Here is a 19,587-nt window from a genome sequence, read left to right as displayed (position 1 = left end):
ACCGAACGAGCACCGACGTTCGGGCGGCCTCGAGAGCCGCTAGGCGCCTACTCAGGATCGGCGTCATACTGACGACAGAGCGCAAGGGGTGGTGGGCCTTTTTCCGAGCCCTAAGCTCGACTTTGGCCATTCATGCGGCGTGGCAGAGGGCATAGGCCCAGGGCGCGGGCAAACGGAAGCGGGGTTTTGTTCGGGCGCGTCGGCGCGGTGATGTTGCCAAAGTCCGCTCGCGCCAGATCGCGCAGCGCACGGCGGCCAGAGCATCGGCGAAGGTCGGGCGCGGTTTGGGGTACCACGCGGCGGCCGCGATCCGTCGCCGTTGGCGGGCCGGGAGCCGTGCGGCCAGCAGCGTGACGATCGAGAACAGGGCGAGCAGGCAGGGTGTGGTGCGGGCAATCGCCGTGTCGGACCACTGCCGCTGCGTCTCGACGCCGAGATGAGCGCGCACTTCCTGGAAGGTGACCTCGACGGTCCAGCGCCGCACGAACCACCCCACGATCTGCGTGGGCTCGCGCGTCGGATCAGTGCAGAGCAGGGCCTGGGGCGGGAAGCGTGCCTTGGGATCGCGGATGAGTACCCAGCGGATCGGCACGACCGGCAGACCGCCGTGCCGCCACACCGCGGTGTCCGAGGCGATCTCGATCGTGCGCTCGCCCGCCCCGTACCAGCCCGGCACCACGACCGCGTGCCAGCGCGTGTCCTTGGCCGCGAGGGTCGCGGCGAGCGTCGGCCGCCGAGCGCCTTTGGTCCGCGGGCGCCCGATCGTGCCGGGTGGCCGCGGCGGGGCGGGATCGTAGAGAGCAGCATCCAGCCGCAGGCGGGTGATTGCCGTGATGCGGGCGCGGCGCATCGCGTCGAGGAACAGCAAGGCCGAGAAGCCGCTGTCGCCCACCACCACGAGGTCGCGTGCGCGCAGCCAGCGGCGGGCCTGGAGGGCAAGTTGGCGTCCGACGTCGAGCAACGGCTTGTGCCGACGGCCCCGGTCGCGACAGGCGCGCTCTGATGGCACCAGCGCGGTCAGGAACGGCAGCGCCCAGACGCGCCCCGCCCAGGGGATCGGGGCGAGCAACATCAGGCTCATCCAGCGCAGCCCGCTCGCCTTGACGAAGTGGCTGTCGGAGGAGCGAACCGGATCACGGTAGATGCCCTTGGCGGCGATCCGCTTGCCGCGGCGGCGCTCAATCGTGTCGTCCAGTCCCAGGACCACGGGGCCGCGTTGCGCGAACGCGTCGACGAGGAACCCGAGCAAAATGCGGCTGCCGCTGCGCGGGCACCACGCCGCCCGGTTGAGGATGCGGTGGGCGTTCACGAACCGCCGCTCCTGCGCGCGGCCCATGATGCGCAGGACACTCGCCACCGTGCGGCGGCCCGGCGTCAGGATCGCGCCGATCAGCAGAAGCTGAGCATGGCGCCACGAGCGGTGGACGAACAGCGGCGCGAACGCCAGGATGATCCCGGCGAAGCGGGTGGGCAGGTCCAGCATGGCGGTGTCTCTTGGCGGGGACGCCACCAGCCTATCCGTCACACCCGCTTCGTCACCTCACATCCTCGACGACCCGTCCGATTGGCCAAAGTCGAGCTAAGAGCTGGCCGCCTTAGCTCTCTGCGCCCTGTGTGCTAGCGAAATTTTTGAAATTTCGATCAATGGCAGCACCCGGCCGAAACAGGGCGAGGAACTGCCGGAACCCACTGGCGGTGAACTTGGCCTCGCCCTGCATCAGGCTTTGGTTTTGGGCCATCCGACTGACCCAGACCATGGTGGCGAACTCGGCGCCGAGAGTTGTGCGCAGGTAGGCGAGCCAGCAGGCCTCCGCATCGAACGCCTCTCCATGCTTACTGGAGAGCCAGGCCAGGACGGCGCTGATCTGGTAGTGGCGCGGCTGGCCGACGGCCTGCCGGAACCACGACGCGGGCAGCTCGGCCGGACCAATGCCGCGATTGCGCCAAGTCGCGAACAATCCTCGATCGACCCCGACGGCCGTCACGATCTCCGTTGTGCTGACGACTGCCCACGGGGGCCGGCAACCAAAGCTCACCTGGCAGGCCCTCGGCAGGGACCGTAAGGTAGTCGACGGTTTAATGATAGCGGCCGCGTTCATTCCTCGGGGTTCTCCTCGTCCCAGATGGCATACTCGACCCACATCTCAGGCGTGATCGATCCGGGTGGCAGCCTGCATTCGATCTCGGCCGATGCCGCATCGAGCCAGCCAGCGGGCCGCTCGCTCTTCAGGGTCGCCATCACATCGATGGGTGCGGCAGCCTCCGCGTCCGCCGGTGCCTCGGCCTGCGAATTGGACGCGTTCTCGATCTCCTGGAGCATGGCGCTCTCGAAGATCTCCACCGCCCGCTGGCGGATCGCCTTGGGGCTCAAGCCGGTCTCCAAGACGTGGTAGGGGCTCACGCACTTGTCGTTGAGGCATCGGGCCAACGTCGGCACGTCGTCGATGTGGACGCCGGTCAACAGCGCGTAGACGCGCCGGTGAGCAGGGACCTTGGTTTTTCCCTTCTGGGGATCGCGCACTTCAGGAGTTGCGCGCTCGCCCTGGACGCTCCCGGCGCTGTTCCGCCAGCCATCGTATTCCGCCGGCACCGGGTAGGTTCGGAAGCGCCGCCGCTCCGGCCGGGTGTAGCCGGTCCATAGCCAGCAGGCGCAGTGCTCCCCGCCCGGCTCGATGGTGATCTTCTTCTGCAGGTTGGCCGGTAGCAGCGCGAACGGCCGGATGGTGTTGTTGGCTGCCGCAGGCCGCTCCGAAAATGTGGGGGGTGAGAAGGAGGTCTGATCCCCCTTAGTATCAATATCATTGTCACTAATGTTCATCTCTCCCCCCATCAAATAGTCAGATCACTCTCCCCCCACATCCCCAGAGAAAGAGAAAAGAAGAATAATCTAACTAAATCAGTCTCTTATCCCGCATGACGACGGCTATCAGGCGGTCCGCCATCCGGTCGCTGGCTCCTCCAACATCTGGCGGGTGATCGGCTCGGGGTTGGCATTCCGACCAAACAGCCCCTTCTTTTTGGCCGCCCGCTGCATGTCGGCCCGAACTTCTTCGCTGGCGGCGCTCTCGTTCGGCAGCCGGTGGCTGATGGCGAACAACAAGAAATGCGGGGAGATAAAGCCTCTCGAACCGGCGACATTGTTGTAATCGACCCTGGAATAGGCCCGCGTCAGATCCCGCATCACCAAGATTTTGTCGGAATTGGCCCACACGCTCTTCTTTGATGAAACGTGACCCAATATTATTTCCGCGAAGCAACAAGCATCTAAAAATCTGACGACGTGGTACTTTCCCTCTAATTTGAGCAGCTGCCGAGCCTGCTGTAGTTCGGGGCTGAGGTCTTCTTTTGGATCATACGCGCCGCGGCTCATCGGACGGTCCCCCGATCGAGCAACCGATCTAGTTCGGCGAGTGGAATGAGCACCTTGCCGCCGATCTTCGTGCGGGGCACGTGCCGGTCGATGAAGGTCAGGGACCAGCCAGTTTTTTCGCGGACCTGCTGGCGCGTTAGGTAGTTCCTGAGATCTTCCACGTGTGACACTCCTCTTCTGGAGGCCTTTACGTGTGTTCGTAGGCACGCCAGTGCAAGATCAACAAGTTCTTCACATCTTGTCACCCCCTAATTTTTAGGGGACTGATCTAAATCTTCGGAAGAACTCCGGACCTACCACTCGCGCGAGTTCTCGAGCGGCCTGATTGGTCGAAGTCGATCGCCGCCCTCTGGCAGCCCCGCGGCGGTCCTGTGTCCATACCTTGGTCTGTGGACCTCCCTTATGCGTGGGGTGCAGATTTTTACACCCTATGCCGCCCAACAGCGCGGGGGCTGCGTAACACCGTGCATGCCGCTGCCAAGCCAGCCATTCCCGGCCGATGATCCGGAGCAAGTTCGGGTGGTTTTTCCGGCCTTGGTGGCGTCACTCCTGGATGGTGGACGAGCCATCGCTCTCGGCCAGCCTGATCACTCCTTTTTCTAATACTTCTACTGAAGCTTACCTAACGTCCTGCCAGCCAAGTTTCGAGATCGGCTCGCCGTATGCCGATGCGCCGGTCGCTCAATTTGATGACGCGGGGTCCTCGACCTGTCGCGATCAAGCGCCGCATGGTGGAAACAGACAAATTCGCCATCTCGCACGCGCTGCGGAAGCTCAAAACGACTGGGTGAAGTTGCGGGGTTACGGGCGCGCGCAGGTGGCCTGCGGTCATGCCGTGCATGACGATCTCCAACTCTCAAGAGAGCTGGGTATCGGCCCGCGTTTCACGCTAGGCGTGTCGCCTGTGGGCCTCTAATCTGACCCGCACCCAGCATGCGAGCCCAAAATGTGATTAGGTGCTGATGATTGGAATTTGAACTGCTGCCGAGATAGGGCGCCACAACCGCTCATGCAAGATCACGACGGGTCAGAAGCCGTCAAATCCGGCGATAGATTACGCGGTCACGCTTGACCTATCTTCGGCAGTCAAAAGATGCGCACTAGAGATACAGCTGTAGATCACATACAAATCGCAAATAATTATTGGCTCTTTCAGCAACATTTTGATCCGGTTTGTACGAAACGTACTTTGGCCTCCTGCCCTTCAAAGGCCCATCTAGCCAAACATTTTTGTAGATCAAGACTTCCACATGCTCGAAAAATCGCGCATTGAACTCCCAGCCAATAATGTCCGCCGCGCTTATCGCCCAGACGTCGGCGTTTTTGGCCATGTAAAGTATGCCGCTCCCACATATGGATGAAATACTCCACGGCATTGTTGGAAGCGCAAATATTTGCATTTCTTTCACAATTTCTGATCTCCGGATCCTGCACATGCACCTGACTGACCAGTCTGTCCTAGCCCTTACTCGGCCGAAAGGCCGGCCGCAGATCTACGTGTTCGACGACGAAGTCCCAGGCTTCGGGGTGCGTATTGGCGCCAGGACACGGGTCTGGATTATCCAGTACCGGAACCTCGCCCGCCAGACGAAGCGCGAGACGGTCGGCAAGGTTGGGCGCCTGCCCGCCGCTGACGCCCGCAAGGCCGCAGCCGAGATGCTTGCGCGCGCCCGGCTTGGGCTTGAGCCACGTACCGAATACAAGGCGGCCTCCGCAGTCTTGACGATTGGCTCGCTAGTCCCTGGGTATTTAGCTGAGCGCGCTGAGCAGCTTAGCGAAAGCTATCTGGATGATTTGAAGCGATACCTTGAGGTTCGTCTAGAGCCACTGCATCGGAAGCCGCTACAGGAATTGACCCGCGCAGAAGTAAAAGCTTGGCTGCTGACGGTGCGCGGCATATCGGCAGCCAATCAGGCTCGGGCGGCCCTATCAAAACTTTACAGTTGGGCGATCGCAAGCGGTCTGGCCGAAAAGAACCCCGTCGCAGGCACCGAGAAACGTGGGCGGCAGGTGCGACGCGATCGCGTGCTGAAAGGGGATGAACTGAAGGCTGTGTGGTGCGCCTGCGCCGGGAGCGACGATTTCAGTCTGATCGTACGTCTTTTGATCCTCCTCGGGCAACGACGGGACGAGGTCGCCAGAATGCGGTGGGAGGAGATCGACTTTGCCGACGCGACCTGGTCGCTTCCCGGCGAGCGCACCAAAAACGGACTACCTCATGAGGTTCCCCTTCCTCCTCTCGCACTCAGAATTCTCCGACAGCGTGACGACCGAAGGCTCGTAGGTCGCCGTCATGTCTTCGGCGTATATGACAGCAACGGCTTCTCCGGCTTCTCGAAAGCGAAGGCCGCACTCGATGAACGCTGCGCCCTCAGGAGCCCATGGCGGCTGCACGATCTGCGCCGCACCTGCGCCACTCAGTTGGCCCGAATGCGTGTTCCACCTTATGTGATCGAGGCCGTGCTCAACCACGTCTCGGGCACCAAGGCCGGCGTGGCAGGCATCTACAACCGCCATCTATACGACATCGAGAAGCGCGAAGCCTTGGACATGTGGGCCCGACACATCGAGAATTTCGAGACGGAGGCCTAAACCGACTTCGGCCGATCGCGCGGCCTGGCAGAAGACGTAGGCCTGGACGAGGTAGGAAAGAGTGCCGTCTCGGTGTGCGGTTCTGACAACGGAGTATCATAGAAGCCTGTTCACGCCAGAGCGCGTAGCACACCGCCGTGAGGCGTCGGAAAAGGCCGGCTTCGGTCTCGCGGACCTTGCGGCCTAGCGAACGCCAGTTCGCCGTCCGGATCCGACACGCTGTGCCAAGCGCCTTCAGACCGCACCGCGTCCAGACCTAGAGCGTATTATGAACCTTGCACGAACGCTCTTCTGAGCGGCCGCCGAAACGACTTCCAAAGGGCGCTGATTGTGAAGGATTGATCGCCTCTGCGGGTGTCGGGCAGCCCCGGGCCGGATTTGCGGCCTTGCACTGCCAACTTACCGGTCGATCGAGGCTGGTAAAAATTCACCCGCTTCAATCAAGGATGGCAGCGCCGCACTGGGTCGAAAGAAAGCTCTCAATAACACGCTCTAGAAGCGAGCAGAACCATGAGACGATCTCGTCGTCGCACTGGAACTCCTCCATCGGAAGGAGATCGACATTACGCTCCCCAACGGTGGTGAGGTATCGCCCAAAATCCTTCTCGCTCACGGCACCGCGATCCCATGTGCATCGAGACGTGCTCGCGCCTTGAAGACAACTTCCGGCGGAAACCGGTGAGGATGCCGAACCACAACGTATTCACCCGTGAACTCCGGCAGCCCAGCTTCAACGAGAAGCGTGAAGCCAGGTGTCTCGGCACTGCTGGACGCCCAGTCGATCAGAGACTGCACAATGCCCTTGTTCTTGATTTTTTGACGGGTACGACCCGCAGGTTGATTGCGCCTGTTCTTCTCTGTCAGGAGTTGCTCGTAAGCGGCCAGGGTCGCGTGAAAGTCGCGGACAAGCGGATCATCTGGGTCGTCATTTTCATGGCCGGAAATTGCGCACATGCGACGGAAAACGTCCTGATAAACAGCGTCCTTTCCCTGCATTTTCGCCCGCTCCATCACGGTGCGGCACTCTGCAACCGTCTTGAGCGACCTCACGTCGTACATGTGCCTCTCCGCTCCCATTGTCACGTCTCCGCAGACTTATAAGGCGTAGGCCGGCCGAGCATGAACCGAAGCATCGCCTCGAACCTCTCTATGCGGGGCAATGCTTACCTTTAGCCAAACTTAGAATTTCGGCCACACTCATGAGCGCAACACATTATATAATGTCTTCGATAGCATCCTCTCTCGCACCGTAGACCCTCTCCTCCAGGACCCATCCCGCAACACTCTCAGGCCGGTTTAGGTGCGTATCGGGCGTGAGCGAACTCAAGTGGTATAAAAGGGCGTTGGCGGTGATATCAGTCGCGAGAACTAGCGGGTCATTCTTTCCTACGACCCGAACCGTCCCTAGATGGACTGCATCAAGCGGGAAGTCGCCGCTGCTGACGCGCATCGTGATCTTCGCTTTCCGGACCACAGGCTTTTTGAGGTCCGGATCAAACCCTTTGAAAGTGTAATCGCGACCAGAACTGAGGGTTCTCAGCCGATCTACGGTTTCCTGATAAATTTCAGCGAGATCAGTCTCGTCAAACAAAACATCGACGCGCTTACGACTGAAATCTGCGCATAGGCAGTCGAGTTTCAGCGAGAGCCCTGTCATCAGCGAGCCCTCGACACGTCTGTCGCTCGGTCGCTGGGATACCTTTATCCGTGAACGTCGCGCTGCCTTAATTTCATCAAGCCAACTCTGATGCATTTCGTGCGTCTCTCGATCCACCCGGAGCCGACGAGCCTCGTAGATGACAGGTAACATAAGTTCCTGAATGATTGAGAAGAATTCTTCTCGAACGCCGCGTGCGACTTCCGCCCAGGCCTCGTTTCCGGATTTAAATGCGTCGGTTATGTGTGGCTTTGCCCCTGCCGGCATCGCCGCGATGAAGCGGTCGTAGCCCGGGACGAACCGCGCCCGCATCTCATCGATGCGTTCGATCGGGAATGAGAGCGAGCAAAAAAGCCCTATCTCCTCGTCACGTTCGGCTGTCAGTCGTCGTGATAAACCTTTGCTTCCCGCCTCATCCACATAAGCAAGCACGTCGGTTTCCGAACTGGCAGCAAGTGCTCCAGCACCTTGGTGATGGCTGGCCAAAATCTTACTCCGAGATTTATGTGCAAATTTCTCTGCGCGCACTCATTATTTTGGATCGGCTGCCACTTTCCCGATAACCCGCGGGGCACCCTCTCCCTGAACAGGCAATTCTCGTACGCGAATACCCTTTTTCTCGTCGTCCTGAGCAAGAAATTTCACAATCAAATCACGGGCCTCAATGTTATCGTATGCCACTACTTCGTATTCGTCTATCCTTCCCTCGTAGCTTACTTCGGCGATACGGTGCATGAGTTTGCGCTGCGCCATCGTATACCCTTGCCTTCAGTGACGTCTCTGGGCGGTTAGCATCTACGTGTTCACCACTTTGGGCTACGCCGCACAGCATCCGCGATCCGGGAGTTCAATCTAACGATCACAACCGGGTATGTCTGCCCCAGGTTCAGGTAGGCATGCCCTGCGTATGTACGGGTGGGAAGCGGACCCAAGCTATGCCCCACGTAAACTTTGGCTTCCTCCCTGTTCAGCATTGCTGCCTCAACTCGACACATCCGATCCGGAAGAGATGCTTGGGCCCGCTGAATGTCGCCGATACGTGCAATTCCTGACAGAACGACATTAGAACGACCGCTTTCGGAGGCGAGGTAGAATAGCTTTGATCGCCATGTTCGGCCGCAAGCGAACGGCGACGAGCGCCAGCTTCCTCCCTTTGCCCCTCTCCTTCCAGACTTGGGACTAGCTCAACCCGAGCACGTGCGCGGCCCAGAGATCAAGAGCTTCTCGCTTCTCGCGAGCATAGGTCGCCCGGTTATAGATGCCGGCGACACCAGCCTTCGCGCCGGAGATGTGGTTCAGCACGGCTTCCACAACGTGAGGCAATACCCCGATGCCGGCCATGCCTGTGGCTGCCGTCCTTCGTAGATCGTGAAGTCGCCAAGGTTGCATCACGTTCCCGGACGCGGCGATCCGCTTGTCCATGCGCTCCTTCGAGTTCGACCATCCGCTGAAGGCTCCGACACCATGACCGAACAGAAGGCTGCGGCCCTCAGTCCTCGGCTGTGTCGCCAGAATTTCCAGCGCAGGACGGGATAGGGGCACCTCATGCACGAGACCATTCTTCGTTCGCTGAGCCGGAATGGTCCAAACGGCCGCTGCCAAGTCCAATTCGGCCTCACTCATTGAGCCCACCTCATCACGACGCTGGCCGGTGAGCAGGAGGAGCCGCACGATCCGGCCGTAGGTATCGTCCCGGCACGCTCGCCAGATGGCGCCCACCTCCGTGTCGTTCAGCACCCGGTCTCGCGCCTTCTCGTCGGCCGGCTTATTCGTGCCGACAACCGGATTGCCTTCTGCGAGCCCCTCACCCATTGCCCATGTGAACATGGCCGACAGCGCGGAACGAGCGCGAGCAGCTTTTACCCGGTGCCCGGCGGCTCCAATCGCGCTGAGCTGAGCGGCGACATTCGCTCGTTTGATCTCACTCACAGGCATGTTCGCGAGGGGCTGCCAGTCTCGCTTGAGATGCCGTTCAACCTGCTCAAAAGATCGTGATCGGAGCCGCCTCTCGGCCTGCTTCAGGTACGCTTCGGCGACAGTGCCGAGTGTCACCGCCGCCTGCACCTTGGCGGATGCCTTCTCGGCATGGGGATCGATGCCGACCTGAACACCGCTCAGAAGATCACGAGCGCGCTTCCGCGCTTCATCAAGCGTGAGCGTACCCACTTTGCCGACAACCACCCTGCGGGTGCGTCCATCCTTGGCGCGGTACTGGATCAAGTAGTTGCGTGATCCACCCACATTCAGCTTCACGCCGAAGCCCTTTAGCGTGTCGTCCCAGGCGTAGAGTTCGTTTTTGCCGACCGGCAGGGCCAACGCCTCGATCGACGTTTTGGTGAGCCGCACGGGACCATCTCCAGGAAGCAGACAGGAAGCAAGCGCGCGACATTCCTGGCATTTTCTGAACGCTTCTGGCTACCTCAGACTTGAGGGTCCCACGAAAAATCAACGACTTAGATCCGTTCTGGCAGCGCCTGAACTCATGCGCTCGCAGATTGTGGATCTGGGGGTCCCCCGTTCGAGCCGGGGCGGTGGTACCATCCATTCAGCTCGACAGCGCAAGGGGTTGGCGGATCGCCAGCCCCTTTTGCTTTGGCGGATCCGTAGAGACCGGTCCGCGCCCCGTCCGGCCAGGCTCGCCGACGCCGCGACGGAGGCAGGCGCTCCACGGCGGGCCGCGGGATCCCCTGGACTCTGCGCCGTATTCCCGGATCGGTGGTAATCACGGGTCGCGTGCCGGGAAGATTTCGCCCGGCAGCCCGCCGCAGACGAGGGTTCGGCGGCCTCTATCCGCCTTCCGGTTGTGGCGAATGTTATAGAAACGCCCTATTTGGCTGCCAGTCGTCGCCATTCCGTAGCTATTGACTGTCTCCATTTGTTCGAAAACCCGCATGGATCGCACGACACAGCAGGGTCAACTCGAGACCGTGAGCGCGCTGGCGGCCTCGCTCGCCGACCGGATGCTGATGGAACGCTTGGCTAGCGGAACCCTTCCGCTGGCCAATGCCAGTCGGCTCTGGACGGCATCGCTCCTTCTGGAGGAGCATCAGCGTCCGGTGCCCCGCATCGTGGCGGACGTTCTGGAGCAGTTCCGTCACGTCGAGCCGGCGGACGGCCGAGACGGGACGGATCCCGGGCCGGACGCGGCGTCGGAGGATCCGTCCGGGGAGCCGGCGCCCCGCAAGCGCCGGCTGAGCCGGCTTCTGCGCCCGTTTCGGCAGGCGGCCGAGGCCTGATCGGCCTACGCGGCCGGGCGGGCCGAAGCGCCTCGGGGTGACGCGGCCCCGCTACCGTCTCGGATCCGGAGTTTCCCCGGCGGCCCGGGGAGGCTAAGACCGTCGCCGACCGCGGCGGCGGATCCCGCCCCGCGAACGGGTTTCCGGAACACGTGAGATGAGCATCCCAGAACGGCGCGTCCGCACCCTGTTCGACGAGGCGGCGATCGCCAAGCGCAACGCCGAGCTGGCGCAGGAGATCGTGGCCGCGCGGCCGGAGAACCTCCTCGTCGTCGCGGTGCTCAAAGGCAGCTTCATGTTCGCCGCCGACCTGCTCCGGGCGCTGCACCGGGTCGGGCTCGCACCGCAGGTCGAGTTCGTGCACCTGTCGAGCTACCGCACCGGGACCATCTCCACCGGGCAGGTGGAGATCCTGCGCGACGTGCAGAGTGAGGTGCGCGGGCGGGATGTGCTGCTGGTGGACGACATTCTGGAATCGGGCCGGACCGTCGTCTTCGCCAAGGACCTGCTGATGGCGCGCGGCGCGCGGCGGGTGCTCACCGCCGTGCTGCTGGAGAAGCCGGGCAAACGCGCGGTGACGATCGACGCGGATTTCGTCGGCTTCACCTGCCCCGACGTGTTCGTCGTCGGCTACGGGATGGATGCGGCCCACGCCTTCCGGCAGCTGCCCTTCGTGGGGGTCGTCGACTACGGCAGCGGGGATCCGGACCTGTTCGACCGCGCTTGACCGGAGCGGCGGCCGGCGCGGCATTTTCGCCGCGGCGTTCAAGGATATGAATGTTTCCGGGCCAGGTCTCTTGACAGGGCCGCGGATCCATCTGTGATCTGGCGCCCATCAGCGCGTCCGACATTTCGTCACGACGGGACGCTGACGGAATCGAGGACGTTTACGGGACCACATGGCGCGCATCCTCCTGGTGGATGACGAAGAGACCGTTCGGGGCTTCCTGAAGCGGGGGCTGGAGATCGATGGGCACGCGGTCGTCACCGCCAATGACGGCAGCGACGGGCTCGACCGGCTCAACGAGGCGGATGGCGGCTTCGACCTGATGCTCACCGACATCCGCATGCCGCTCATGGACGGCATCGCGCTGGCGCTGGCCGCCAAACGCGATTTTCCGGATCTGACCATCCTGCTGATGACCGGCTTCGCCGATCAGCGCGAGCGGGCGCGCGGGCTCGACGCCATCGTCACCGACGTGCTGACGAAGCCCTTCTCCCTGGCGGACCTGCGCGCCACGGTGCGACGGGCGCTGGCGGCCTGACACGACCCGACGATGGGATGGCCCGGATCGCCCGCGCCACCGACCCGGCGGAAGCATGCCCGAAGCGGTGGGACATCCCCGGCAGTCCGATCTCTGCATTCAGCTGCCTTGAAGCATTCCCCTTAGTTCAAGCTTCGCGAAGGCATGTCAGCCGTTGTCTGACGAGATCAGACTAGGCTCAGCAAGATCATGTATCGCCGGGACAGCGACACGCGGCGCTACCCGGACCGATACGATTGGGACAGCGAGGAGGCGGGCTGGGACTAGGACCGCGACGACGCGCAGCGCCCGCGCAGGGGATTTTTCGGACGGGTTGTCTCGCTGCTGAAACTCGCGGTCCTGTTGCTGCCGGTGGCAATGTTCCTCTGCGACAGCTTCGCCGATTGCAGCGCATGGCCGGCAGGCTGGCTCGGCATAGTTGGAGCGAGCGCCTGCGCGCGCAGCGAGATGCTCGGCAACGTCCTCTCGATGCAGGACAATTTCGCTCTCCTGAAGCGGCTCATCGACTGAGCCCTTCGGTCGCCCCTGCCACGCGCTGCCGCCGCCGACCACGACGAGCCTGCCATGCCTAACCGCCCCGTCACTGCCGCGTCATCCGGCAGCGTCCACGAAGCCCTCGAGGAAGTCCGGTTCCGCGCCCGCATGGCACGGGTCGGTCCGGACGCGACGAACCGGGCGGAGCGCCGCAGCAGGCCGCCGGTCCGGGGCCGCGGCTTCCGGCTCGGCTGGAAGGGCTGGCTGGTCGTCGATTGCCTGATCGTGCTTCTGGTCGTTGCGGGCGTGGTCGCCTGGCCGCCGGTCCAGACCTGCCGGCAACAGGATCGGACGGTGGGGGTCTTCGCGGGCGATTCCGTCGACAGGTGCATCCGCCGCGGCATCGCCAGCCGGTTCGACACCGCCGACCAGCGCTTCAAGAGCCTGATCCGCGGCTTAGGCCGCTGAGACAGGGAGCCCGAGATCGTCGCGCTGCTCGGGTTGAGCGTCGGCACGACGGCTGGTAGCAAGCGTGTCGTGGGCCGGTGTAGCACAGCGGTAGTGCAGCGGTTTTGTAAACCGAAGGTCGGGGGTTCGATCCCCTCCGCCGGCACCAGAAGTTTCCTTATTTTTGGCGCAGGTGGAAGACCTTGAAGGCTTGCGGGGGGGGGCTCCCAGGTGCGACTTGGGGGTCGCTTTGGCTCGGAAGCTCCGCGATGCCGGGTGCCGTGTGGTGACGGTTCGCTGCGTTCGTGACTTCAGGCGCGATGGAGGCCTCTCTGGTACGTTCGGCGAAGCCCTGAGCACGCAAAGCCCCACTACGGCGGCAAAACGCACATCCGGAAGAGCCTCAAAACCCGGGATCTGAAGGTTGCCACTGCGGAGGCTGCCATGCTCGCCAGAGCCGATGATGTGCTCTGGGCCTCCCTGAAGGCGGACGATGGTCAAGACCGAATCACCCGCGACCCGGGAAGCGGCCAAGGCCTTCTGAGCGGCCCTGGATCTTGAGCCTCCCCGGGCCACCGGACCGCCGGGGCCGCCCTGAATCTCCTGGCTGGACCAGGGGCGCTATGTGAGCCCAACACCGCCGCGGAGGCGTTCGGAGGGCGACCTTGAGCAGCGTGCCGTCGGAACCCGCCAAGGCCTCTCAGAGTTTGTGCCGATACGCCCGATCCGGACCACCTATTGGACAGAGTGCCCATGAGTGCGCCTGTAAAGCCGTTCCTTGGCCTAGTGGCCGCCTTCGCAGGGGGAGTTGCTGCAACCGTGGCCTTTGTTGGCCACCAGGACAGGGCGCCGGAAACGGCCGCAGCGTCGAAGTCTGAAAAAGTTGCTTCGCTCGCAGCCTCGCCGAGCGCCTCCAACGATACTCCTGCGGCGCACGCCCAGCCTCCGTCTGGTACCGATAGGTGGGTCGATCCCACCAAGCACAGCACGCCAGCGCCGGCCGCTCACTCGTCTCTGCCCCCGCTTGTGTTCCATCTGGATGGGAGGCCTGAACACGCGAAGAGCGCCGCGTCGCAAAAGGGCGGGCAGGTTGGAGCCGGACAGGCACAGCATTCTATTGTGGCTCAGGTTTCTCCGCCTCCTCGGCCATCCGTGTCAGAGCTCAAGGCAGAGCCGGCAGGTCGTCCGGCCCCGGCCGCAAAACCGATTGACCGGCCTCCAACGTCGAAGCCCTCAGACGATCTGGCAGCCCGCAAGGCGCAGGCTCACCGGCTTACGGCAAGGCTAAGCCACAAATCTGAAGCCGCACGCATCGCCTCAACCGATAACTCTGAGGATGATGAGAGCCCCGCAGTCGAGCGGCAGATTCGCCGTGTTTACGTTCCGAGTCGTGGCTACGGTTACGCGGCAGGGCAGCCCTATGCGCACCGTTATGTCGAACTCTCCGATCGTTACGAGCGCGATACAGATAACGAACCAAGGCAGTATCGGAGGGAGGCGCCTTCCAGCCAAGCCAGTGGCGTCATGCGGTGGCTCGCTGAACGTTGAGAAAGGGCAGGATAGACAGGGCAATGACCAGCATGGCGCCTCTGAAGACACTTGTGGCTGGTGCAGTCGCCATCATGTTTGCTTCGCCTGCATTTGCCGTAAGTCCTCAGGAAATGAAGGATCGCACAGCGTTTATCGCTGAGCGCTACCTCCAAATCTGGTCTTCAAGCAATGTGAGGCCGGTCGCAGGGGTGCCCTACATGTATGGGCGAACCGTCCTGTTCTATGGAAAGCCGTACACTCAGGCCGATCTACAGGCAGAAAAGCAACGCGCCATTTCACAGTGGCCTGTCAGGCATTACGTCCACCGCCCTGGCACCATGCGGGTGATCTGCAACGTTGCAGCTAGGAAATGTGCCGCCCGCTCCGTCATCGATTTCACCGTTGCCAATCCCAGACGTGGGACTCGTAAGAGTGGATCGGCAAAGTTCGACCTCGGCGTCAGTTTCGCAGGTCCGCATCCGGTCATACTCTATGAGGGTGGCAGCTTGAACAGGCGACGTTCCTACGAGAGCGCAGAAGGCAACGGCGAGTAGCGCCCGTGCTACATTTGGCGCAACAGGCAACTTTACCCTCAATTCCGAGGCGCTAAACCTCAGCTCCTTAGGGCGCCTCATGGAGCCCATTGGGCCCTCCGCCGGCACCGCTGTCCTGCGCCGGCGCGCAGCGGCGGCCTAGCGCCTGCCCCCTCATCGATCATCGTCCTCAGACGGACCGCCCACGGGCTCGCCGGCTCGCGCGGCCGGTTGCCGCCGGATCTGCAGGCGCCCGCTTCCGCCACGCGCTCAGCTTCCGGTCAGATGCCGGCCTGGATATTTGCCACAGCCAAGCTAGAGCCAAGTATTTCTGGATTGTATCTGCGACTATCTGGTGTCGATCATCGATCAAGCTCGGCTATTCCAAGATTAAAATTGGATGAATGCCGGATTCAGAGCTGATTAAATCCGTCGCGCCTACCAGCGCCGCCGGAAGGCGATGAGACGCGTCTCCGCCGGGCCGGTTACGGGACCGGCGTGGCGGGCCGCCGGGCCCTCGGGCTGCATCGCGCACGGTTCGGAGCGCGACCATGATCGGGGACGAGGACCAGCAGGTGATCACGGCCTCCGCCGGAACGGTGGACACGGCCGCACCGGCTCCGCCGCGCCCGGCACATCAGCGGCGCGCGACCGCCCGGTCGATCGACCAAGCGGGACGAGATCGGATCGGGCGCGGTTTGCGCCTGCGCTATGCCGAGATCCTGGCGCTGCCGATCCCGGACCGGTTCCTGACGATGCTCGACGACCTCGCCGCCTGCTCCGATGCGGAGGCCCAGCGATGACCCTGATGCTGCAAGCAGCTCCTGCGGGGAGTGGATTGAGCCCGGCGCCCGCGGGCGCCGATGCCGAGATGCGAGACCTTCTGCTCGGAGCGATCCCGGCGCTGCGGGCCTTCGCGTTCTCGCTGACTTACGATCTCGATCGCTCGGACGATCTCGTGCAGGACACGCTGGTCCGCGCCTGGATCAACGCCGCCACCTTCCGCCGCGGGACGAATCTCACAGCGTGGCTGTTCACGATCCTTCGCAACCTGTTCTACTCGGAGCAGCGCAAGCGCAAGCGCGAGGTCGAGGATGCCGATGGCGTCCATGCCGGCCGGCTGACCGCCCTGCCGGAGCAGGAGGTGCGGATGGAGATGGCGCAGTTCCAGACCGCCCTGAATCGTCTGCCGCCGGCGCAACGGGAGGCGCTGGTCCTGGTCGGCGCGCAGAGCTTCACCTACGAGGAGGCGGCGGCGATCTGCGGCGTCGCCGTCGGCACGATCAAGAGCCGGGTCAGCCGCGCGCGCATGCGTCTGATCGAGGTTCTGGGCATGGACGGAACCGACGACATCGGCTCGGACGCCCAGACCCGCGCGGCGCTGGACGGGACCTGAGAGCGTTTCGCGAAGGATCGTCTTTCACTCGATCAGCCTGACGATCTCCCGGAAGCGGGGCTGCCGGGCGGTGCCGAACCGTTCGAACACCACCGTCTCGGTGGTGACGATCTCGGCGCCGCGCGCATCGGCCGAAACGGACGTGCCTCATACCCACTGGCGGCGCCCGCTTCCGAGCCCTCTCCGAAGTTCGGACATCCGCCTCCCGGAAGCCTGACACAGCGCTCCGTGACGATCCAGGTCGTGCCGCAGGGCCGAGCGCGAGACTTCTGGGATGGAGGCGGGCGGTCATCCGTAGACCGGGGATGCCATCCTCGGTCGATCGAGGAAGACGGGCAAAATGTCGCTCGGCTTCGGGGATCGCGTCCCACCGCGACGGCGGTCGGAGGGATCACCCCCAGGCCTTTGGACGGCCGCAGGCGCCCATCTCCGGCGCCAAGTTCAGTCGCTAAGCTCTGATGGCAAAAGCACGAGTCCGGATCCGCGGGGGCGCGCCGGCGCAACCGCCGCCGCAGGCGCACTAATCCACTTAGCCCTCTCGATCGCGGGCGATCCGACCGCTGGCCCGCCCGCACCACCATCGCCGGCCCTTGATTTCAGGAACGCCAGCCAGATTTCGCCCACGGTCTGAAAGCTGACAGACAGCGAGCGCCGAAGGGGACAGATCACCCGCCGCGATCCGGTGCCGGGGCGTCCAAGAGGCGGGAGCAGGTCGTGTCGGTTCCGCGACAGGGGGAACGCAGATGAACGAGATGACGGTCGACAAGACCGATACGACCACCTTCGAGATGACCGGCACCTGTCCGTTCGGCGGCGACCGGATCGGTGGCGCCTTTGGCGGCCGCCCCGCACTGGAGAACTGGTACCCGCACCGCCTGAGGGTCGAGCTCCTCCACCAGAACGGGCTGGCCGCCGATCCCCTCGGTCCGGACTTCGACTACGCCGCCGCGTTCGCCAGGATCGACTACGAGGCGCTCAAGCGCGACATCAAGGCGTTCCTGACCTCTTCGGTGGCGTGGTGGCCGTCCGACTACGGCCATTACGGCCCGCAGATGATCCGCATGGCGTGGCACTCGGCCGGCACCTACCGCATCGCCGACGGGCGCGGCGGCGCCGGCACCGGCATGCAGCGCTTCGCGCCGATCTCGAGCTGGTGGGACAACGGCAACACCGACAAGTCGCGCCGTCTCCTGCAGCCGATCAAGCACAAATACGGCAACGCCCTGTCCTGGGCGGACCTCATGGTCCTGACCGGCAATTGCGCCCTGGAACTCATGGGGCTGCCGACCTACGGCTTCGCCGCCGGCCGGCTCGATGCCTGGGAGGCGGACAACGCCACCTACTGGGGGCCGGAAGTCGTCGACATGGGTACGGTGTCGAGCTTCGACGACATGGTCAACCGCGACAAGCGCTGGCGCGGCAAGAACGGCGACGCCGATTACGGCCTGGAAAACCCGCTCGCGGCCTCCCACCAAGCGCTCATCTACGTCAATCCGGAAGGGCCCTATGCCAGCGGCGATCCCATGGCCTCGGCGCGCGACATCCGGGTCACCTTCACGCGCATGGCGATGAACGACGAGGAGACGGTGGCGCTGATCGCGGGCGGTCACGCCTTCGGCAAGAGCCACGGCATGGTGCCCGCCAAGGAGATCGGGCCGCCGCCCGAGATGGCGCCGATGGAGGCGATGGGCCTCGGTTGGCACAACCCGCAGGGGTCCGGCGCCGGCCGGGACACGATGACCAACGGCATCGAGGGCAGCTGGACGCCCGACCCGACGCAATGGGACAACGCCTACCTGGAGAACCTCTTCAAGTTCGACTGGGAGCAGACTAGGAGTCCGGCGGGTGCGCTGCAATGGACGCCGAAGGATCCCGACGCGCCCAGGACGCCCGACGCCCACGTCGAGGGCCGGATGCATCCCCTGATGATGATGACCTCGGACATCGCCCTCAAGGTCGATCCGGACTACCGCAAAGTCTGCGAGAAGTTTCTGGCCGACTTCGACGCCTTCACGCAGGCCTTCTCCAAGGCGTGGTACAAGCTCACCCACCGCGACATGGGGCCGAAGCACCGCTATCTCGGCCCGGAGGCTACGATCGAGGACGAGCTCCTGTGGCAGGACCCGCTCCCCGACGCGGCCTACGAGCCCGTCGGCGAGGCGGAGATCGCCGCGCTCAAGCGGGCGATCCTGGCCACGGACCTTTCGGCCTCCGACCTCGCCTTCACGGCCTTCTCGGCGGCCTCGACCTACCGCGACAGCGACAAGCGCGGCGGCGCCAATGGCGGCCGGCTGGCGCTCGCGCCCCAGAAGGACTGGACCGTGAACCGCCGCGCCGCGCCGGTGGTCGAGGCCCTGCGGGGCGTGATGGCGGGTTTCAGCGACGGGCGCAGCGACGGGAAGCGGGTCTCGCTGGCCGACCTCATCGTGCTCGGGGGCTGTGTCGCGGTGGAGAAGGCCGCCAGGGATGCCGGGGTTGAGACGACCGTGCCGTTCACGCCCGGCCGGGTCGACACGACCCAGGACCTGACGGACATCGAGATGTTCGAGTGGCTGAAGCCCGTCGTGGACGGCTTCCGCAACTACGTCGACGACGGGTTCGGGGCGATGGCGCAGAGCCTCTCGCCGGAGGAGCTGTTCCTCGACAAGGCCAACCTGATGACGCTGACCGCTCCGGAATGGACGGTGCTGACCGGCGGCCTGCGCGCCCTCAACGTCAACCACGACGGGTCGAAGCGGGGCATCTTCACCGATCGGGTGGGCGTGCTGACGACCGACTTCTTCCGCAACCTGACCGACACGGATCTGGTCTGGGAGAAGGCCGATGCGGGCGGGATGACCTTCGCCCTCAAGGATCGCGAGAGCGGGCAGACGAAGTTCGAGGCCACGCGCAACGACCTCGTCTTCGGGGCGAACGCGCAGCTGCGGTCCATCGCCGACGCCTACGCCGGCAGCGACGGCCACCGGCGGTTCGTGGCGGACTTCGTCCGGGTCTGGGACAAGGTCATGATGCTCGACCGCTTCGACGTGAAGGGTCACAAGCGCTACGCGCCCATGGCGGCCTGACCGCCGCGCAAGGGCGCTTCAG

At 63.7% G+C, this 19,587-nt stretch carries 21 protein-coding genes, 1 tRNA gene and 1 pseudogene; 13 read left to right on the top strand and 10 right to left on the bottom strand.

The window, feature by feature from the left end:
- Nucleotides 1-130 precede the first annotated feature (130 nt).
- The 5 genes from ACYCO6_RS29710 to ACYCO6_RS29690 form a co-directional block, all read right to left on the bottom strand.
- On the bottom strand, nucleotides 131-1,483 hold the full coding sequence (locus ACYCO6_RS29710) for an IS701 family transposase (protein ID WP_459763495.1): 1,353 nt from the start codon (nucleotides 1,481-1,483) through the stop codon (nucleotides 131-133).
- Nucleotides 1,484-1,595: 112 nt separating this feature from the next.
- Nucleotides 1,596-2,099, bottom strand: a complete 504-nt coding sequence (locus ACYCO6_RS29705; protein WP_459766077.1) for a hypothetical protein — start codon at nucleotides 2,097-2,099, stop codon at nucleotides 1,596-1,598.
- Nucleotides 2,096-2,830 carry a hypothetical protein gene (locus ACYCO6_RS29700; protein ID WP_459766075.1) on the bottom strand — a complete coding sequence of 245 codons (735 nt, stop codon included), beginning with the start codon at nucleotides 2,828-2,830 and terminating at the stop codon, nucleotides 2,096-2,098. Before ACYCO6_RS29700 ends, ACYCO6_RS29705 begins: the two co-directional genes overlap by 4 nt.
- Nucleotides 2,831-2,926: 96 nt before the next feature.
- The gene (locus ACYCO6_RS29695; protein ID WP_459766073.1) at nucleotides 2,927-3,370 is read right to left on the bottom strand and encodes a hypothetical protein; all 444 of its coding nucleotides are present in this window, start codon (nucleotides 3,368-3,370) and stop codon (nucleotides 2,927-2,929) included.
- Nucleotides 3,367-3,531, bottom strand: a complete 165-nt coding sequence (locus ACYCO6_RS29690) for a hypothetical protein (RefSeq protein ID WP_459766071.1) — start codon at nucleotides 3,529-3,531, stop codon at nucleotides 3,367-3,369. The genes ACYCO6_RS29695 and ACYCO6_RS29690 overlap by 4 nt, the downstream gene beginning before the upstream one ends.
- Before the next feature lie 392 nt (nucleotides 3,532-3,923).
- Here ACYCO6_RS29690 and ACYCO6_RS29685 point away from each other — a divergent pair, with 392 nt between their 5' ends.
- The gene (locus tag ACYCO6_RS29685; protein ID WP_459766069.1) at nucleotides 3,924-4,286 is read left to right on the top strand and encodes a hypothetical protein; all 363 of its coding nucleotides are present in this window, start codon (nucleotides 3,924-3,926) and stop codon (nucleotides 4,284-4,286) included.
- 518 nt (nucleotides 4,287-4,804) lie between these two features.
- Entirely contained in the window at nucleotides 4,805-5,962 is a 1,158-nt protein-coding gene (locus ACYCO6_RS29680; RefSeq protein WP_459766067.1) for a tyrosine-type recombinase/integrase, read from the top strand.
- A 436-nt stretch (nucleotides 5,963-6,398) separates the two neighbouring features.
- On the opposite strand, the gene ACYCO6_RS29675 is transcribed toward ACYCO6_RS29680, so the two are convergent.
- From ACYCO6_RS29675 to ACYCO6_RS29655, 5 genes are all read right to left on the bottom strand, one after another.
- Nucleotides 6,399-6,575 (bottom strand): hypothetical protein, encoded by a 177-nt coding sequence (locus tag ACYCO6_RS29675; RefSeq protein ID WP_459766065.1) that lies wholly within the window; start codon nucleotides 6,573-6,575, stop codon nucleotides 6,399-6,401.
- A complete protein-coding gene (locus ACYCO6_RS29670) occupies nucleotides 6,572-7,021 on the bottom strand; it encodes a hypothetical protein (protein ID WP_459766063.1) in 450 nt (149 codons plus the stop codon). The genes ACYCO6_RS29675 and ACYCO6_RS29670 overlap by 4 nt, the downstream gene beginning before the upstream one ends.
- A 154-nt stretch (nucleotides 7,022-7,175) precedes the next feature.
- Nucleotides 7,176-8,105 (bottom strand): hypothetical protein, encoded by a 930-nt coding sequence (locus tag ACYCO6_RS29665; protein ID WP_459766061.1) that lies wholly within the window; start codon nucleotides 8,103-8,105, stop codon nucleotides 7,176-7,178.
- Between the two features lie 45 nt (nucleotides 8,106-8,150).
- Nucleotides 8,151-8,372, bottom strand: coding sequence for a hypothetical protein (locus ACYCO6_RS29660; protein ID WP_459766059.1), 222 nt, complete (start codon nucleotides 8,370-8,372; stop codon nucleotides 8,151-8,153).
- Nucleotides 8,373-8,798: 426 nt separating this feature from the next.
- Nucleotides 8,799-9,965: a tyrosine-type recombinase/integrase gene (locus ACYCO6_RS29655; RefSeq protein WP_459766057.1), complete on the bottom strand. Its 1,167-nt coding sequence runs from the start codon at nucleotides 9,963-9,965 to the stop codon at nucleotides 8,799-8,801.
- A gap of 545 nt (nucleotides 9,966-10,510) precedes the next feature.
- Between ACYCO6_RS29655 and ACYCO6_RS29650 the strand changes: the two genes are divergently transcribed.
- The 11 genes and pseudogenes from ACYCO6_RS29650 to katG all read left to right on the top strand — a co-directional run bounded on the left by ACYCO6_RS29650 (nucleotide 10,511) and on the right by katG (nucleotide 19,565).
- Complete coding sequence (locus ACYCO6_RS29650) at nucleotides 10,511-10,855, top strand: hypothetical protein (protein WP_459766055.1); 345 nt, start codon at nucleotides 10,511-10,513, stop codon at nucleotides 10,853-10,855.
- A 157-nt stretch (nucleotides 10,856-11,012) separates the two neighbouring features.
- The gene (gene hpt, locus ACYCO6_RS29645; RefSeq protein WP_459766053.1) at nucleotides 11,013-11,582 is read left to right on the top strand and encodes a hypoxanthine phosphoribosyltransferase; all 570 of its coding nucleotides are present in this window, start codon (nucleotides 11,013-11,015) and stop codon (nucleotides 11,580-11,582) included.
- A gap of 172 nt (nucleotides 11,583-11,754) precedes the next feature.
- Nucleotides 11,755-12,120, top strand: a complete 366-nt coding sequence (locus tag ACYCO6_RS29640; RefSeq protein ID WP_007567202.1) for a response regulator — start codon at nucleotides 11,755-11,757, stop codon at nucleotides 12,118-12,120.
- 351 nt (nucleotides 12,121-12,471) lie between these two features.
- Entirely contained in the window at nucleotides 12,472-12,630 is a 159-nt protein-coding gene (locus ACYCO6_RS29635) for a hypothetical protein (RefSeq protein WP_459766050.1), read from the top strand.
- Between the two features lie 54 nt (nucleotides 12,631-12,684).
- Complete coding sequence (locus tag ACYCO6_RS29630; protein WP_459766048.1) at nucleotides 12,685-13,062, top strand: hypothetical protein; 378 nt, start codon at nucleotides 12,685-12,687, stop codon at nucleotides 13,060-13,062.
- A gap of 73 nt (nucleotides 13,063-13,135) precedes the next feature.
- Nucleotides 13,136-13,210 (top strand) — tRNA-Thr (locus tag ACYCO6_RS29625).
- 173 nt (nucleotides 13,211-13,383) lie between these two features.
- Nucleotides 13,384-13,602, top strand: a pseudogene (locus ACYCO6_RS29620) (DUF6538 domain-containing protein); the annotation flags it as partial.
- A gap of 1,010 nt (nucleotides 13,603-14,612) precedes the next feature.
- Entirely contained in the window at nucleotides 14,613-15,125 is a 513-nt protein-coding gene (locus ACYCO6_RS29615) for a hypothetical protein (RefSeq protein WP_459766046.1), read from the top strand.
- Nucleotides 15,126-15,655: 530 nt separating this feature from the next.
- Nucleotides 15,656-15,907, top strand: a complete 252-nt coding sequence (locus ACYCO6_RS29610; protein ID WP_459766044.1) for a NepR family anti-sigma factor — start codon at nucleotides 15,656-15,658, stop codon at nucleotides 15,905-15,907.
- The gene (locus ACYCO6_RS29605) at nucleotides 15,904-16,500 is read left to right on the top strand and encodes a sigma-70 family RNA polymerase sigma factor (RefSeq protein WP_459766042.1); all 597 of its coding nucleotides are present in this window, start codon (nucleotides 15,904-15,906) and stop codon (nucleotides 16,498-16,500) included. The genes ACYCO6_RS29610 and ACYCO6_RS29605 overlap by 4 nt, the downstream gene beginning before the upstream one ends.
- Nucleotides 16,501-17,243: 743 nt before the next feature.
- Nucleotides 17,244-19,565 carry a catalase/peroxidase HPI gene (gene katG, locus ACYCO6_RS29600; protein WP_459766040.1) on the top strand — a complete coding sequence of 774 codons (2,322 nt, stop codon included), beginning with the start codon at nucleotides 17,244-17,246 and terminating at the stop codon, nucleotides 19,563-19,565.
- The last annotated feature ends 22 nt before the right edge of the window (nucleotides 19,566-19,587 follow it).

The organism is Methylobacterium sp. CM6257, from assembly GCF_054611515.1.
This window is presented reverse-complemented; position numbering and strand designations above follow the sequence as displayed.

What these genes read in the sequence shown, in the direction of transcription:
- hpt (WP_459766053.1), top strand. Translation starts at nt 11,013, where the DNA reads ATGAGCATCCCAGAACGGCGCGTCCGCACCCTGTTCGACGAGGCGGCG.
- ACYCO6_RS29710 (WP_459763495.1), bottom strand. Translation starts at nt 1,483, where the DNA reads ATGCTGGACCTGCCCACCCGCTTCGCCGGGATCATCCTGGCGTTCGCG.
- ACYCO6_RS29650 (WP_459766055.1), top strand. Translation starts at nt 10,511, where the DNA reads ATGGATCGCACGACACAGCAGGGTCAACTCGAGACCGTGAGCGCGCTG.
- ACYCO6_RS29615 (WP_459766046.1), top strand. Translation starts at nt 14,613, where the DNA reads ATGACCAGCATGGCGCCTCTGAAGACACTTGTGGCTGGTGCAGTCGCC.
- ACYCO6_RS29640 (WP_007567202.1), top strand. Translation starts at nt 11,755, where the DNA reads ATGGCGCGCATCCTCCTGGTGGATGACGAAGAGACCGTTCGGGGCTTC.
- ACYCO6_RS29605 (WP_459766042.1), top strand. Translation starts at nt 15,904, where the DNA reads ATGACCCTGATGCTGCAAGCAGCTCCTGCGGGGAGTGGATTGAGCCCG.
- ACYCO6_RS29610 (WP_459766044.1), top strand. Translation starts at nt 15,656, where the DNA reads ATGATCGGGGACGAGGACCAGCAGGTGATCACGGCCTCCGCCGGAACG.
- ACYCO6_RS29705 (WP_459766077.1), bottom strand. Translation starts at nt 2,099, where the DNA reads ATGAACGCGGCCGCTATCATTAAACCGTCGACTACCTTACGGTCCCTG.
- ACYCO6_RS29630 (WP_459766048.1), top strand. Translation starts at nt 12,685, where the DNA reads ATGCCTAACCGCCCCGTCACTGCCGCGTCATCCGGCAGCGTCCACGAA.
- ACYCO6_RS29685 (WP_459766069.1), top strand. Translation starts at nt 3,924, where the DNA reads ATGGTGGACGAGCCATCGCTCTCGGCCAGCCTGATCACTCCTTTTTCT.
- ACYCO6_RS29680 (WP_459766067.1), top strand. Translation starts at nt 4,805, where the DNA reads ATGCACCTGACTGACCAGTCTGTCCTAGCCCTTACTCGGCCGAAAGGC.
- ACYCO6_RS29670 (WP_459766063.1), bottom strand. Translation starts at nt 7,021, where the DNA reads ATGTACGACGTGAGGTCGCTCAAGACGGTTGCAGAGTGCCGCACCGTG.
- ACYCO6_RS29700 (WP_459766075.1), bottom strand. Translation starts at nt 2,830, where the DNA reads ATGGGGGGAGAGATGAACATTAGTGACAATGATATTGATACTAAGGGG.
- ACYCO6_RS29660 (WP_459766059.1), bottom strand. Translation starts at nt 8,372, where the DNA reads ATGGCGCAGCGCAAACTCATGCACCGTATCGCCGAAGTAAGCTACGAG.
- katG (WP_459766040.1), top strand. Translation starts at nt 17,244, where the DNA reads ATGAACGAGATGACGGTCGACAAGACCGATACGACCACCTTCGAGATG.
- ACYCO6_RS29695 (WP_459766073.1), bottom strand. Translation starts at nt 3,370, where the DNA reads ATGAGCCGCGGCGCGTATGATCCAAAAGAAGACCTCAGCCCCGAACTA.